This window comes from Amycolatopsis silviterrae, assembly GCF_042684085.1.
In the GTDB taxonomy this organism is placed as follows: Bacteria; Actinomycetota; Actinomycetes; order Mycobacteriales; family Pseudonocardiaceae; genus Amycolatopsis; species Amycolatopsis silviterrae.
In genome coordinates this window covers 155,135-168,830 of the sequence record NZ_JBHUKS010000014.1, presented here as the reverse complement: position 1 = coordinate 168,830, position 13,696 = coordinate 155,135, and the positions used below count along the sequence as shown (strand labels likewise).

The window sequence follows — 13,696 nt, the reverse complement described above, 5'->3', positions numbered from 1 at the left end:
TCCCGAAAGCATATCCCGGCCGTGCGCTAGTCGCTTTAGGACAGTCCGACCGAATTGCCGATGATTCTCAGCGTCCTGCCAGAAATCGCGACTACCCTCGCGCCCGTTCGCTTGCTTTCGAAAGACGGGAAATCCATGCCTGCCGCGCGCGGTACGGAATCGCGGCTGCTTCTGTTCGCGGTGGCGATCGTGTGGTGCGCGTTCCTTCTCGTAGACGCGAACGCGCTGGGCGAAATCACCGGTTCGGCACTCGGCTACGGCGCGTCGTTCACCGCGGTGGCGGTGGTGGCGCACCTCTCGGTCCGGCGCTGGGCCCCGCACGCGGATCCGCTGATCCTGCCGTGCACCGTGCTGCTGAACGGCCTTGGCCTGGTGCTGATCCACCGGATCGACCTCGGTCTCGCCGAACAGGCGATGCAGCGGGGAAAGCAGTACTCGGCCGTCGCCGGGCAGCAGGTGCTGTGGACGGTGGTGGCGCTGGCGCTGTTCCTTATCGTGCTGGGTTTTGTGCGCGATCACCGCGTGCTGGCCCGATACGGCTATCTCGCCGGATTAGCCGGGATCGTCGCGGTTCTGCTGCCCGCGCTGCTGCCGTCGGCGCTGTCGGAGGTCAACGGCGCGAAGGTGTGGATCAAGCTCGGCCCGCTGTCGATCCAGCCGGGCGAGTTCGCGAAGCTGCTGCTGATCGTGTTCGCCGCGACGACGCTGGTGGCGAAGCGGGAGCTGTTCCGGGTGGCCGGGCGGAAAGTGCTCGGCGTCGAACTGCCGAGGGCGCGCGATCTCGGGCCGATCGTCGTCGCCGCGCTCGGCTGTGTGGCGGTGCTGGCGTTCGAGAAGGAACTCGGCGCCTCGCTGCTGTTCTTCGGGATCGTCCTGGTGATGATCTACCTGGCTACCGAGCGGCCGATCTGGGTGTATGCCGGGCTGACGGTGTTCGCCGGCGGGTGCATGCTGGCGTATTTCCTGTTCAACCACGTGCGGCAGCGGGTCGCGAACTGGATCGACCCGCTCGCGACCTACGACCAGGCGGGCGGCGGATACCAGATCGCGCAGGGCTTGTTCGGCCTCGGCACCGGCGGCATGGGCGGAACCGGCCTCGGTGCCGGACGGCCGGACATCGTGCCCGAGGCCAACAGCGACTTCATCACCGCCAGCCTCGGCGAGGAGCTGGGTTTCCTCGGGCTGGCCGCGGTGCTGCTGCTGTACCTGCTGATCGCGCTGCGCGGCATGCGGCACGCACTCGCCGTCCGCGACAGCTTCGGCAAACTCCTCGGCGGCGGGCTCGCGTTCACGGTCGTGATGCAGATTTTCGTGGTCGTCGGCGGGGTCACGAAGCTGATCCCGGAAACCGGCATCACCGCGCCGTTCCTGTCCAAGGGCGGTTCGTCGCTGCTGGCGAACTACATCCTGGTCGCGCTGCTGCTGCGGATCTCGGACGCGGCCCGCAGGCCGAGCGCCACCGATCCGGTGCAGGCGGTGCGGGTGCCGCTGGCCGAGACGGGGACCGTGCTGGTCAGGCCCGCAGCTGGGCACTCGCCTCCGCCAGCTCGACCGCGATCGCCTGCTCGTCCGCCGTCGTGAGCCGTCCCTGCTCCACCACCGTTTTCCCGCCCACGAACAGCTTCCGCAGCGGCGGCGGCGCGGCCAGGACCAGCGCCGCGACCGGGTCGTCGATGCCCGCGTAGTTCAGCCCGTTCAGGTCCCACACCGCCAGATCCGCGAGCTTCCCGGCCTCCACCGAGCCCATCTCGCGCTCCCGGCCGAGACAGCGCGCGCCGCCCATTGTCCCCAGCCACAACGCTTCCCGGGTGGTCAGCGCGGTCGGCCCACCGCGTTGCCGGGCCTGCAGCAACGCCTGGCGCAGTTCCTCGGCCAGCCCGCCGGATTCGCTGGAAGCCGCGCCGTCCACGCCCAGCCCGACCGGCGCGCCCGCGTCGAGCAGGTCGCGCACCGGAGCGATTCCGCTGCCCAGCCTGCCGTTCGACGTCGGGCAGTGCGCGGAGCCGGTGCCCGTCGCGCCGAACCGGCGGATCGCGTCCGGGGCGAGGTGCACGGTGTGCGCGAGCCAGACGTCCGGGGCCAGCCAGCCCAGTTTGTCCGCGTATTCAGCCGGCGTGAGACCCGTTTCGGCGAGGCATTGCTTTTCCTCGTCGCGGGTTTCGGCCAGGTGCGTGTGCAGCCGGACGCCCTTGCGCCGGGCCAGTTCGGCCGCGCCGGTCATCAGCCGCTCGGTGACGGTGAACGGCGAGCACGGGCCCGCCGCGATCCGCAGGTGCGCCTCCGGCGAGGCGTCGTGGTACCGGTCGATCGCCGCCTCGGTGCCGAGCAGCGCGTCCTCGACGGTCTCGACCAGGCTGTCCGGCGGCAGCCCGCCGTCCGATTCGCCGCGGTCCATCGAGCCGCGGACCAGGTGCAGCCGCAGCCCGATCCGCTCCCGCGCGGCGACGAGGGCGGCTACCTGGTCGCCGCCGTCGGCCGGGAAGACGTAGTGGTGATCGGCGACGGTGGTGCAGCCGGTCAACGCGAGCCGCGCCATTCCGGCGGTGCCTGCGGCGTGGGTGATGTCCTCGTTCAGCTTGGCCCACACCGGGTACAGCGCGACCAGCCAGTCGAAGAGCGAGTGATCGGCGGCCAGGCCGCGGGTGGCCCATTGGTAGAGGTGGTGGTGGGTGTTGACGAGGCCGGGGGTGATGAGGCAGCCGGTGGCGTCGACGCGGTGGTCCGCGGTCCCCGAGAAGGGGCCGTCGTTGACGGCGGTGATGCGGTCGTCATCGAGGACGACGTGACCGTCGCGGTATTCGGGGCCGCTGACGGTGGCGATCGCGGCGTGTTCGATGACTGTCCGCATGCGAACCTCCTCAAGCTCGTGAGTGGCAATCCCGGTTAGAACCGGGATTGCCACTCACGACCGTCACAACGCCTTAGCCGCCCGATCCGCCACCAGCCCCAAGAACCGGCTCGGGTCCTTCAACTCGCCCCCTTCGGCGAGCAACGCCATCCCGTGCAGCAGCTCCGCCGTCTCGGCCAGCGAGGCGTCCTCCGGATGCTCGGCGAACGCCTTGCGCAGGCCGGTCACCAGCGCGTGCTCCGGGTTCAGCTCCAGCACCCGCTTCACCGGCGGCAGTTCCTGCCCCATCGCGCGGTACATCTTCTCCAGCGTCGGCGTCAGATCGCCCGCGTCGCCGACGATGCAGGACGGCGACGTCGTCAGCCGCGACGACAGCCGGACCTCCTTGACGGTGTCGGTCAACGTCGCCGACATCCACTTCAGCAGGTCCTCGTACTCGGCCTTCTTCTCGTCCGACGTCTCGTCGCCGAGGTCGACCTCGCCCTTCGCGACCGACTGGAACGTCTTGCCGTCGAAGCCGCTCGCCGACTCCGTCCACATCTCGTCCACCGGGTCGGTGAGGATCAGCACCTCGTACCCCTTGGCGCGGAACGCCTCCAGGTGCGGCGAGTTCTCGATGACGGTGCGCGAATCGCCGGTCAGGTAGTAGATGTGCTCCTGACCCTCCTTCATCCGCGACACGTAGTCGCGCAGCGAGGTGGGCTTCTCCGCGTGGTGCGTCGAGTCGAACGACGAGATCTCCAGGATCTGCTCGCGGTTCTCCGGGTCGTCGATCAGGCCTTCCTTGACCGCGCGGCCGAACTCGGACCAGAACGTCGCGTACTTTTCGGCCTCCTCGGTCATCATCGTCTTGACCGTGGAGAGGATCTTTTTCTCCAGCCGCCGCCGGATCGCCCGGATCTGCCGGTCCTGCTGCAGGATCTCCCGCGACACGTTCAGCGACAGGTCCGCCGCGTCGACGACCCCCTTCACGAAGCGCAGGTAGTTCGGCATCAGCGCTTCGCAGTCGTCCATGATGAACACGCGCTTGACGTACAGCTGCACGCCGCGCTTCGCGTCCCGCATGAACAGGTCGACCGGCGCGCGCGAGGGCAGGAACAGCAGCGCCTGGTACTCGAAGGTGCCCTCGGCCTGCATCCGGACCGTCTCGAGCGGGTCGGTCCAGTCGTGGCTGATGTGCTTGTAGAACTCGTGGTACTCCTCGTCGGAGACCTCGTCCTTCGAACGCGCCCACAGCGCCTTCATGGAGTTGACGGTCTCCAGACCTTCTTCATCCCCTTCTTTGGCCATCTGCACCGGCCAAGTGATGAAGTCGGAATAGCGCTTGACGATCTCGCGGACCTTCCACGGCGACGTGTAGTCGTAGAGGTGGTCCTCGTCGTCGGCGGGCTTGAGGTGCAGCGTCACCGAGGTGCCCTGCGGGGCGTCGGCGAGCGATTCGATCGTGTAGGTGCCCTCGCCGGTGGACTCCCAGCGGACGCCCTCGCCGTCGCCCGCACGCCGGGTCACCAGGGTGACCTTGTCGGCGACCATGAAGCTGGAGTAGAAGCCGACGCCGAACTGCCCGATCAGGTCCTGCCCGGCGGATTCCTTCGACTCCTTCAGCTTGCGCAGGAAGTCGGCGGTGCCGGATTTCGCGATGGTGCCGATCAGGTTGACGACGTCGTCGCGGCTCATCCCGATGCCGTTGTCGCGCACGGTGAGGGTGCGCGCGTCGGCGTCGAGGAGGATCTCGATGTGCAGGTTGTCCGTTTCGGCCCGCAGGTCCTTGTCGCGGTACGTCTCCAGGCGCAGCTTGTCCAGCGCGTCGGAGGCGTTCGAAACCAGCTCGCGCAGGAAGATGTCCTTGTTCGAGTAGATCGAGTGGATCATCAGCTGCAGCAGCTGGCGCGCCTCGGACTGGAACTCCAGCGTTTCGACCGTCCCGGTTTCCTCAGCCATGGCTTTCGTGTTTCCTTTCCCGCCCTCGAAAAGACCGGCGTGAAGTCTACCCACGCCGCGCGGCGGCGGGAGGGGAGACCGCGAAGTCCGATTGCCGCCAGCGGCGCCGCCCCTGGACGGAGAGGCTGGCACCCATGACTGACCCCGCCGCCGTGCTCAACGGCATGTATCGCGCCGAAGCTGAGTATTTCGCCGCCGGTGGCCCCGGTACGGCGTCTTTTGCCCCGCTGGCCCCGTATTTCGCCGAGGATGTCGTACTGCACCAGGCCGGCGGGCTGCCGTTCGGCGGCGACTGGCGCGGCCACTCCGGCATGGCGGAGTTCTTCCTCGCGATGAGCCGGACGTGGGAGTCGTTCGAGATCGGCGAGCAGGAGTTCCTCGCCCTCGGCACGACGTCGGTGGTGCGCACCCAGGTCCGCGCCCGGACGCGGGCGACCGGGCGGGAGCTGGAGTTCCCGATCCTGCAGGCGCTCCGGATCGAGGACGGGCGGATCGCCGAGGTGTGGCCGTTCTACTGGGACACGGCGGCGATCGCGAGTGCCTGCCGCAGCTGAGGCCTCGTGAGTGCCTATCACGGTTCTAACCGTGATAGGCACTCACGACCTAGGCTTGCCTCCGCGCATACGCGTCCAGCCGAGCCACCTCGAACGGCAACTCCGCCTCCGCCAACGCCCCGCAGTTGTAGCCGCCCAGCAAGTACCGCGCCAACGCCTCCGCCGTAGCGGGCTCGTCCAGCACGCCCCCGGCAGTCTTCGACGCGTAGTCCTGCAAGCGCTTAGCCGCCGCCGGAGCACCTTCGCGATAGAAGGCGTACGTCGCCGCATACCGGGTCGGCAACTGATGCGGATGCAGGTCCCAGCCCTGGTAAAACCCGTTTTCCAACGACCGCCGCACCAGCCGCAGATGCTCCGCCCACGCGCCCGGCAGGTCATCCCCCACCGGAAGCCGGTTGGTCGACCCGTCGGACAGCCGCACGCCCGTCCCCGCAGCCGCGACCTGCATGAACTGCTTCGCGAAGTCCGCCGCCGGGTGCGCCATGCTCTGGTACGCCGCGCTGATCCCGAGACCCGCGCTGTAGTCGTAAGTCCCGTAGTGCAGCCCGGAACACCGGCCGTCCGCGGCCTGGATGATCTGCGCCACCGAGACCGTGCCGTCGGTCGACAGGATCGACTGCGCGGTCTCGATCTGCACCTCGAACCGCAGCGCGCGGTCCGCCAGTCCGTACGCGGATTCCAGCCGCCCCAACACTTCCGCGGCGACTTCGACCTGCTCGACCGCAGTGACCTTCGGCAGCGTCACCACGAATCCGTCCGGCAGCGATCCTTCGGACAGCAGCCCGGACAGGAACAGGTCGAGGGTCCGGATGCCCCGCCGCCGTGTCGCGGCTTCGAAGCTCTTGAACCGGATTCCGACGAACGGAGTGCCGCCGGTGGTCGCAAGGGTGCGCCCCGCGGCCTCCGCGGCCGCGTCCTCCGCTTCGTCGCCGGGATGGCCGTAGCCGTCTTCGAAGTCGATGCGGAGGTCCTCGATCGGCTCGGTGAGGAGCTTCTCGCGGACCCGCTCGGCCACCGCCGGGTCTAGGTTCAGCAGGTCGCCGTGTTCGACGAAGACCCGCATGGCCTGTTTGCCCCAGTCAGCGACCAGGCGCGTGCGGTACTGCGACGCCGGCACGTACACCGTGTGCACCGGACGACGGCCCGGAGACTCGCCGGGGTACCGCGCCGCCACGCGCGCGTCGGCCTCGGCCAAGCGCGTGTCGGCGGCGCGGTAGACGTCCTCGGCGAGCCGTCCGCCGCCCATTACTGGATGTGCTCGTACGCCGGAAGGGTCAGGAAGTCCGGGAACTCGTCGGCCAGCGCGACCTGCTCGAACAGCTCGACCGCGGGCTTCAGCAGGTCGTCGGAGACCTCTGCCGCCAGCTCGCCGCGGACGTCGGCGACGACCCCGCGCACCAGCTCCGCGGTGACCTTCTCGCCGTTGTCCAGCTGCGTGCCGTTCTTGACCCACTGCCACACCTGCGACCGCGAAATCTCGGCCGTGGCGGCGTCCTCCATGAGGTTGTGGATCGCCGCCGCGCCGTTGCCGCCCAGCCACGAGGCCAGGTAGCGGATGCCGACGTCGACCGCCGCGCGCAGGCCGGCCGCAGTGGCGCTGCCCGGCGTCGAGGCGACGTCCAGCAGCTGGTCCGCGGTCACGCTCACCTCGTCGCGGGTGCGCTCAAGCTGGTTCGGGTTGTCGCCGAGGACCTTGTCGAACTCTTCCTTGCAGAGTGCGACCATGCCCGGGTGCGCCACCCACGAACCGTCGAAGCCGTCCCCGGCCTCCCGCGACTTGTCGGCGTGCACCTTGTCGAAGGCGCCCTTGTTGGCTTCCGGGTCCTTGCTCGGGATGAACGCGGCCATGCCGCCGATCGCGAACGCTCGGCGCTTGTGGCAGGTGCGCACGAGCAGTTCGGTGTAGGCGCGCATGAACGGCGCGGTCATGGTGACCGAGTTGCGGTCCGGCAGCACGAACTTCTCGCCCGCGTCGCGGAAGTACTTGATGACGCTGAACAGGTAGTCCCAGCGGCCCGCGTTGAGGCCGGAGGCGTGCTCGCGCAGTTCGTAGAGGATCTCTTCCATCTCGAACGCGGCCGGGATGGTCTCGATCAGCACGGTGGCGCGGACGGTGCCGTGCGGGATGCCGAGCGCCTTCTCCGCGTGGGTGAACACGTCGTTCCACAGCCGCGCTTCGAGGTGGCTTTCCATCTTCGGCAGGTAGAAGTACGGGCCCTTGCCGCGGTTGAGCAGCTCTTGGGCGTTGTGGAAGAAGTACAGGCCGAAGTCGACCAGCGCGCCGACGCCCTTGCGCCCGCCGAAGGTCAGGTTCCGCTCGTCGAGGTGCCAGCCGCGCGGGCGGACCACGATCGTCGCGTGCTCGACGTCCGGCTTCAGCTCGTAGTGCTTGCCGTTCTGGTCGAGCGTGATGGTGCCGCGGATCGCGTCGGACAGGTTGACCTGGCCGCCCACGACGTTCGCCCAGTGCGGCGTGTTGGCGTCCTCGAAGTCGGCGAGCCACACCTTGGCGCCGGAGTTGAGGGCGTTGATGGTCATCTTGCGATCGGTCGGACCGGTGATCTCCACGCGGCGGTCGCGCAGCGCGGCCGGAGCGCCGGCCACCTGCCAGTCGCCTTCGCGGACTTCCTTGGTCTCGGCCAGGAAATCGAGGCGGCCGGTGGTCCGGGCCTCCTCGCGCCGCTTGCCCCGCGCGACGAGAAGCTCGTCACGCCGCGCGGCGTACTCGTCGTGCAAGCCCGCCACGAAAGCGAGGGCTTCCGGCGTCAGAATCTCGTCCCCACGCTCGACAGACCCGCCGAGAACCTGGACCTCAGACATGCGCAACACCCCGAGTAGTGCTTTGGATAACGTCCCTACGGTTTTTACCTGACGGACTATAGTTTCTGCATAGCGGAACATCAATCGGGTCTGTGAGGAGGACCACTGGTGGCAGCTGAGAAGAGCGGACGGGACGGCGGCGTCCAGTCCCTGCAGCGCGCGTTCGAGCTGCTGGAGCACCTGGCGGACACCGGCGGCGAGGCCAGCCTGTCGGAGCTGGCGACCCTGTCCGGGCTGCCGATGCCGACGATCCACCGGCTGATCCGCACGCTGGTGTCGCTGGGCTACGTGCGGCAGAACACCAACCGGCACTACGCGCTCGGCGCCCGGCTGATCCGGCTCGGCGAGAACGCCAGCATGCAGTTCGGCGCGTGGGCGCGGCCGCTGCTGGTGGAGCTGGTCGAGGAGGTCGGCGAGACGGCGAACCTGGCGGTGCTGGAACGCGACGAGGTGGTGTATGTCGCACAGGTGCCGTCGAAGCACTCGATGCGGATGTTCACCGAGGTCGGCAGGCGCTTGCTGCCGCACGGCACCGGCGTGGGCAAGGCGATGCTGGCGGAACTGCCCGCCGCCGATGTCGCGTCGCTGCTGGAACGCACCGGAATGCCCGCGTACACCGAGCACACCTTCACCGACGCGGACGCGCTCGGGGTGGAGCTGAAGAAGATCGCCAGCCAGGGCTACGCGCTCGACGAAGCCGAACAGGAACTCGGCGTGCGCTGCATCGCCGTCGCGATCCCCGGCGCACCCGTTCCCGCGGCCGTCTCGGTGTCAGGCCCGTCCGGACGGCTGACGGCGGACGCGGTGAGCCACATCGCGCCGGTGGTGCAGAAGATCGCGGACCGGCTTTCGCAGCAGCTGCCGGTTACTTGAGTTCGCCCTTGAGGAGGTCCAGCAGCAGGCCGTCGTGCCAGCTCCCGTCGGCTCCCTGCTCATAGTCGCGAAGGATCCCGACGCGCCGGAAGCCGAGCTTCTCGTACACGTGGATCGCGCGGACGTTGGCCGCCGCCGGATCGATGGTGATCCGGTGGTGTCCCTGGTCGAACAGGCGCTGGGCGAGCGTGCGGATCGCCTGCGCGCCGAGCCCGAGACCATAGTGGTCCGGATGCACGGCGAGGTCGATTCCGGCGTGCCGGTAACGGTGATCGAGTTCTTCCCAGCTCTGGATCACGCCGACGGTCTGGCCGTTGTGCTCGATGGCGTAGGCCTGCTGGTCGCCCTCTTTGGCGAGCAGGCCGTCGGTCTCCTCGCCGGGTTCGCCCCACCATTTCGCGACGTCTGGGGCGGAAAGGATCTCGTGGACCCTGGGCCGGTCGGCTTCGGTGAGAGGCCGGAGGTTCACTGCATGGGTTTCTGATCGACCTGGACGTTGTACTTCACATCGGTGCCGTTCACCGCGCCGATTTTGGCGGTGAGACCGACTTTCTGCCCACCGGCGGTGAGGACGCAGCGCATCGACTCCCCTTCGACGGCCTTGATCGGCCCGGGGCAGGAGACGGTGTCCGGCCGCTTGCCGATGGACTGCTGCAGCGCGTCGGAGATGCCCTTTTCGAAGTTCTCCTTGGAGACCTGCTTGTCGACGCTCACGCTCGCGGAACAACCGGCGAGCGCGAGCGCGCAGGCGGCGAGGAAGACGGGGCGGATGCGGGGGTGCATGGGGTTCTCCTAGCGCCAGACGGAATTCGGGATGCGGTCGAGAAGGTCGCAACGGAGGTCGAGAGCGGGCAGCAGGAATTTCGGATCCCGGTGGTCGCCGCTCTGGTCGAAGAAGTCGAGCTTGCCGCCGATCAGGGTGAACCCGCGGTGCGCCCGCGGATCAGTTTTGAGGAACGCCGTGACAACCGGGCTGAGCACAGCACGGGCGAAATCGGCGTTCCCGCTGCTCACTTCGTAGCGGAGGTCGAAATCAGCGTCACCGGTCTGCACGTCCCGCTGCCCGATCTTCGCGTTGACCCGGCTGGACAACTCGGCGACGCGGCTGATCTGAAGTGCCGGACCGGTTCCGGGAGCCTGCACCCAGACAGCGTGGAATTCGATCGCCTCCAGCCGGACCCGCGACCGCACGTTGAAGGTCGCGGCGAGAAAAGGCCTGCCCCGGTGCGTTCCGGTGACGATCCGATGCGCCTCGTAAGCCTGCCAGTCGTTGATGGGCGGCAACGGGTGCATGGCCTGTTCCATCGGCGTGCGCTCCATCGTCCAGTCCTCGGCGCGGAACTGGGCGCAGTAGGCGTCATTGCGCTCCTCGTAACGCCATCCGCGCAGCTGGGCCTCCTGGTGCAGCCGCGCCATGATCTGGTCCTGGCTGCGGCCGGAAGAACGGCCGCTCCAGACCAGGAACCAGATCAGCGCCCCGGCCATGAGCAATGTCCCGCCGATGACGATCACCAAGATCAGCGCGACGCTCATCGCCGGTGCTCTTCCCCGTCGTCGAAGATGTCGACTGGTTCGAACTCTTCGTCCGCCACCCGCGGGCCCCGGCCGGCGAAAGCGGGCAGCGGCCGACCGGCCGGGACCGCGGCGGGCTCGGGCACGTTGCCGGCGGACGACGGCCGGGACGCACCGAACAACTCCTCGTCGGAGTCCAGGACGCGGTCGAGCAATTCGGTGTCGCCGAGTCCGCGGCGCACCACGTCGGCCTGCGCCCGCGCGACGTTCGCCTGTGCTTCCGAAATCGCCCGCAGCACATTCGCCGCGAGCACTTCCCGATCGGTTCCCGACGAACTCTCGCTGAAGGTGATCGAGGTGATTCCGCCGCCGGGTCCGGCCACGACGGTGACCGCGCCGTCGGGAGACGTAGCCCGTCCCTGCGTTTCCTTGAGTTCGTCGTTCATCCGCTGATACGCCTCGGCGCGCAGCCGGTTGTCCGTCGCCGCGGAATCGATCGCTTCGATCCGGGCGAGCAAGTGCCGGGCTGTTTCGTTCATCGGGTGGGCTTCTCCGGCTCGATGGTGGCAAGGAACTTCTGGAAATCGCCAATCACGTGCTCGAACTGGTCTTCGAGCAACGCGGAGAGCACCACGTGCAGCACCGCGCTCCGCTGGGGATCCTGCTGGTCCCGCATCAGCATGAACACCTGGAACTGAACGAGGTCAGCGGGCTTTCCCCGCAACGGGATCGTGAGCTTGACCGCCTGGGTCAATGCGGGATCCGAGTCCGAGCCGACCTCGTTGCGCCTGCCGAGCCGGACGTCGGCGGCTCCGGCCGCGCGCAGCTTCTCGACCGCTTCGTCCCCGACCTCGGTGAGGACGGCGTTCTCCCGTACTTCGCCGGTGATCGAGATGTTGGGCGTGAACCCGTCCTTCGCCGACGACGCGTTCAACGCGACGAATGCCGCTCCCGGGGCTCCGACTTCGTCCGGCGGCACCGACTGCCAGCCCTCGGGCAACGAGAACTGGATCGGAACCGGAATAGTGGTTGCCACTGCGTTTCTCCGAATCTGGGTCTGCTTTTCAGAAGCCTAGGAAGTCGGCGACGGCTCCCGCCGCGTTCGAGATGCCGTTCCCCACGTCGGAAACCACCTCGCCGACATCGTTCGCGACGTCCTTCACCGTGTCCACGACCTCGCCCGGGTCGATCGCGATGTCGAAGCCGATCTTGCCGCCGATGCCGACGCCGACGCCGACGGAAGCGCCGAGATGGAATTTGCCGTCGTCGCCCATGCCGACCTGACCGCTCGCTTCCACGCCTACCCCGGCCCAGGCTTCGCCGTGCACGCCAGCCGAGACGCCGCCGACCTCGGCGCTGGCATCGCCTTCGACCCGGGCGCCCGCGAAGGCTTCGGCATGGCCCTGCGCACCGGTCACGCCGATCGAACCCTCGGCGGAAGCGTTGGCCCCGATCTCGCCCTCGGCGGAACCCTTCAATCCCGCATGGTCCGACAAGTGCAGTTCGCCTTCGGCGCTGCCTTTCGCCAGATACGCCTCTGCCGAGGCGCCGGCGTTGACGCCCAGGATGCTCGCGCCCGCGTGCGCTTCGGCATTCGCACCGAGCACCGCGCCCTCGATCTTTCCGCTGCCGCCGAACTGCTCGGACCCGAATTTTCCTTCGAGCGAACCGTCGAGCAGGTCCACGCCCGCCGACGCCGAAACAGTCGACTCGTGGGTGTCGATCCCGAGCGACTCCAGGAGGCTGCCGATCTTGTCGCCGAACATCCCGTCCGACTGGTCGCCGAATTCGCCCTTGAAGCTCCTGCCGGAGCGGCCCTTCTGCCAACCGCCCGGGTCCTTCTTCTCCGACTTGCCTTTCTCGTCATCCCACTGGTCGACCAGTTTGCGGTGGTCGGCGCCGAATTCCTTGCCCTTGCCGACGTCCTTCGAGTACTTGCCGTCCTCGTCGCGGCTGAACCCGAGGGCCTCCGCGGTCATGCCGCCGACCTGTTCGAGCTTGTCGCGCGCGTTCTCGAGAATCTGCTGTGCCTCGGCCATGGCGCTCCGTCCGGGATCCACCAGCGGAGCGATGGCCGCGCCGATCGAACTGGCCTGCAGCATCTGCGCCTGGTGGTCCGCGGCCGCGGCCCGCGAAGCCGCTTGCGCCTGCGTGAAAAGTTCGATCGCCCGCTGCGCCTCGCCCTGGCTCCAGGTCAGCGCGTCGCCGTAGTCGGCGAGCGCGGTGGCGCCTTTGCCGAGGACGCCGATCGTGTCGATCCAGTTCTTCGGCTCCTGCCCGAAGATTTCCCGGAACCGGTCCGCCGCGTCGCCGGACCACTCCTTGGGCGCGATCCCGCCGAGCCCTTCGGAAATCCCGGCCATCTTGTCGATGTTGCGCACCAGGTCTTTCAGATCCCCGGAGAGCAGCTGCGGCTCGCCGGGGATCAAGGCTTTGGGGTCGGTCGTCTGCCCCAGCTCCGCCCCCATCAGAACACCGGCCCGTCGCCGTCGTGTCCGGCCGGATCGCCCGAGGCACCGGGGAAGAGCTGCCGGGACCGCTCCGGGCTCATGATCTGCACGGGTCCGTCGTCGTCGATCGACCCGCTGATCCGCCCGGTCGCCCCTCCCGCCCAGCCGCCTCCGGGAACGTCGTGCAGCCCGCCTTCGGGCTCGCCGAGACGCTCGTTCAGCTGGCTCGGCGTAAGCCCTCCGGTGAAACCTCCGCCAGGAGCGCCGTCGAGCCGGCTGCCGATCTTCGCTTCCGCCTGCCCTTCAACTCCGGCGAAGGGAGTCACGCCGCCCCCGGCGGCTTCGCCGAAGAGGTCGCCGAGTCCCGCGCCGAACTTGCCGATCGCCCCGGTCGCGGCGGCGTCGGATTGCGAATACTTCCCCGCTGCCGTCCGAAGGTCGTCGCCGTGTCCGTCGGCGTTTTCGGTCAGCCGTGCGACCTCTGCCCGGACTTCCTCGATGAACCCGGCCCACCCGGCCTGGACCCCGGGGTGCCCGTAGTCGCCGCTCGGCCCTTGCCACAGCAGGCCCGCGGCACCGCCGATCACATCCCCGATGGAATTCGCGGTCCTGAACAGTTCTTCCGGGACCGCGCCGAAACCGCCCGACATGCCCACCCCTCGTAGTCGTAGCCGCACCGCTACCCACCGTGGCAGGCC

At 68.5% G+C, this 13,696-nt stretch carries 14 protein-coding genes; 3 read left to right on the top strand and 11 right to left on the bottom strand.

The window, feature by feature from the left end:
- The first annotated feature begins 135 nt into the window (after positions 1 to 135).
- The gene (locus ACFSVL_RS19840) at positions 136 to 1,581 is read left to right on the top strand and encodes an FtsW/RodA/SpoVE family cell cycle protein (RefSeq protein WP_378306201.1); all 1,446 of its coding nucleotides are present in this window, start codon (positions 136 to 138) and stop codon (positions 1,579 to 1,581) included.
- Here the strand turns inward: ACFSVL_RS19840 and ACFSVL_RS19835 are convergent.
- Positions 1,514 to 2,848 (bottom strand): 8-oxoguanine deaminase, encoded by a 1,335-nt coding sequence (locus ACFSVL_RS19835; RefSeq protein WP_378306200.1) that lies wholly within the window; start codon positions 2,846 to 2,848, stop codon positions 1,514 to 1,516. The two genes, ACFSVL_RS19840 and ACFSVL_RS19835, sit on opposite strands and share 68 nt — an antisense overlap.
- 63 nt (positions 2,849 to 2,911) lie before the next feature.
- Positions 2,912 to 4,789, bottom strand: coding sequence for a molecular chaperone HtpG (htpG, locus tag ACFSVL_RS19830; protein WP_378306198.1), 1,878 nt, complete (start codon positions 4,787 to 4,789; stop codon positions 2,912 to 2,914).
- 134 nt (positions 4,790 to 4,923) lie between these two features.
- Between htpG and ACFSVL_RS19825 the strand changes: the two genes are divergently transcribed.
- Complete coding sequence (locus tag ACFSVL_RS19825; protein WP_378306196.1) at positions 4,924 to 5,343, top strand: nuclear transport factor 2 family protein; 420 nt, start codon at positions 4,924 to 4,926, stop codon at positions 5,341 to 5,343.
- Positions 5,344 to 5,392: 49 nt separating this feature from the next.
- Here the strand turns inward: ACFSVL_RS19825 and ACFSVL_RS19820 are convergent, their stop codons facing one another.
- On the bottom strand, positions 5,393 to 6,589 hold the full coding sequence (locus ACFSVL_RS19820) for a DUF6986 family protein (protein WP_378306194.1): 1,197 nt from the start codon (positions 6,587 to 6,589) through the stop codon (positions 5,393 to 5,395).
- Positions 6,589 to 8,163 carry a malate synthase A gene (gene aceB / locus ACFSVL_RS19815; protein WP_378306193.1) on the bottom strand — a complete coding sequence of 525 codons (1,575 nt, stop codon included), beginning with the start codon at positions 8,161 to 8,163 and terminating at the stop codon, positions 6,589 to 6,591. The genes ACFSVL_RS19820 and aceB overlap by 1 nt, the downstream gene beginning before the upstream one ends.
- Positions 8,164 to 8,271: 108 nt before the next feature.
- Here aceB and ACFSVL_RS19810 point away from each other — a divergent pair, with 108 nt between their 5' ends.
- Entirely contained in the window at positions 8,272 to 9,036 is a 765-nt protein-coding gene (locus ACFSVL_RS19810) for an IclR family transcriptional regulator (RefSeq protein WP_378306191.1), read from the top strand.
- On the opposite strand, the gene ACFSVL_RS19805 is transcribed toward ACFSVL_RS19810, so the two are convergent.
- The 7 genes from ACFSVL_RS19805 to ACFSVL_RS19775 are packed head-to-tail and all read right to left on the bottom strand — an operon-like array spanning position 9,029 to position 13,648.
- The gene (locus ACFSVL_RS19805) at positions 9,029 to 9,505 is read right to left on the bottom strand and encodes a GNAT family N-acetyltransferase (RefSeq protein WP_378306189.1); all 477 of its coding nucleotides are present in this window, start codon (positions 9,503 to 9,505) and stop codon (positions 9,029 to 9,031) included. The genes ACFSVL_RS19810 and ACFSVL_RS19805 overlap by 8 nt on opposite strands.
- Positions 9,502 to 9,819, bottom strand: a complete 318-nt coding sequence (locus ACFSVL_RS19800; RefSeq protein WP_378306187.1) for a DUF4333 domain-containing protein — start codon at positions 9,817 to 9,819, stop codon at positions 9,502 to 9,504. Before ACFSVL_RS19800 ends, ACFSVL_RS19805 begins: the two co-directional genes overlap by 4 nt.
- 9 nt (positions 9,820 to 9,828) lie before the next feature.
- Complete coding sequence (locus ACFSVL_RS19795) at positions 9,829 to 10,569, bottom strand: hypothetical protein (protein ID WP_378306186.1); 741 nt, start codon at positions 10,567 to 10,569, stop codon at positions 9,829 to 9,831.
- Positions 10,566 to 11,087: a YbaB/EbfC family nucleoid-associated protein gene (locus ACFSVL_RS19790; RefSeq protein ID WP_378306184.1), complete on the bottom strand. Its 522-nt coding sequence runs from the start codon at positions 11,085 to 11,087 to the stop codon at positions 10,566 to 10,568. The genes ACFSVL_RS19795 and ACFSVL_RS19790 overlap by 4 nt, the downstream gene beginning before the upstream one ends.
- Positions 11,084 to 11,584, bottom strand: coding sequence for a hypothetical protein (locus ACFSVL_RS19785; RefSeq protein WP_378306182.1), 501 nt, complete (start codon positions 11,582 to 11,584; stop codon positions 11,084 to 11,086). Before ACFSVL_RS19785 ends, ACFSVL_RS19790 begins: the two co-directional genes overlap by 4 nt.
- A gap of 28 nt (positions 11,585 to 11,612) precedes the next feature.
- Positions 11,613 to 13,016: a putative T7SS-secreted protein gene (locus ACFSVL_RS19780; RefSeq protein WP_378306181.1), complete on the bottom strand. Its 1,404-nt coding sequence runs from the start codon at positions 13,014 to 13,016 to the stop codon at positions 11,613 to 11,615.
- The gene (locus tag ACFSVL_RS19775; RefSeq protein ID WP_378306179.1) at positions 13,016 to 13,648 is read right to left on the bottom strand and encodes a hypothetical protein; all 633 of its coding nucleotides are present in this window, start codon (positions 13,646 to 13,648) and stop codon (positions 13,016 to 13,018) included. The genes ACFSVL_RS19780 and ACFSVL_RS19775 overlap by 1 nt, the downstream gene beginning before the upstream one ends.
- Positions 13,649 to 13,696 lie beyond the last annotated feature (48 nt).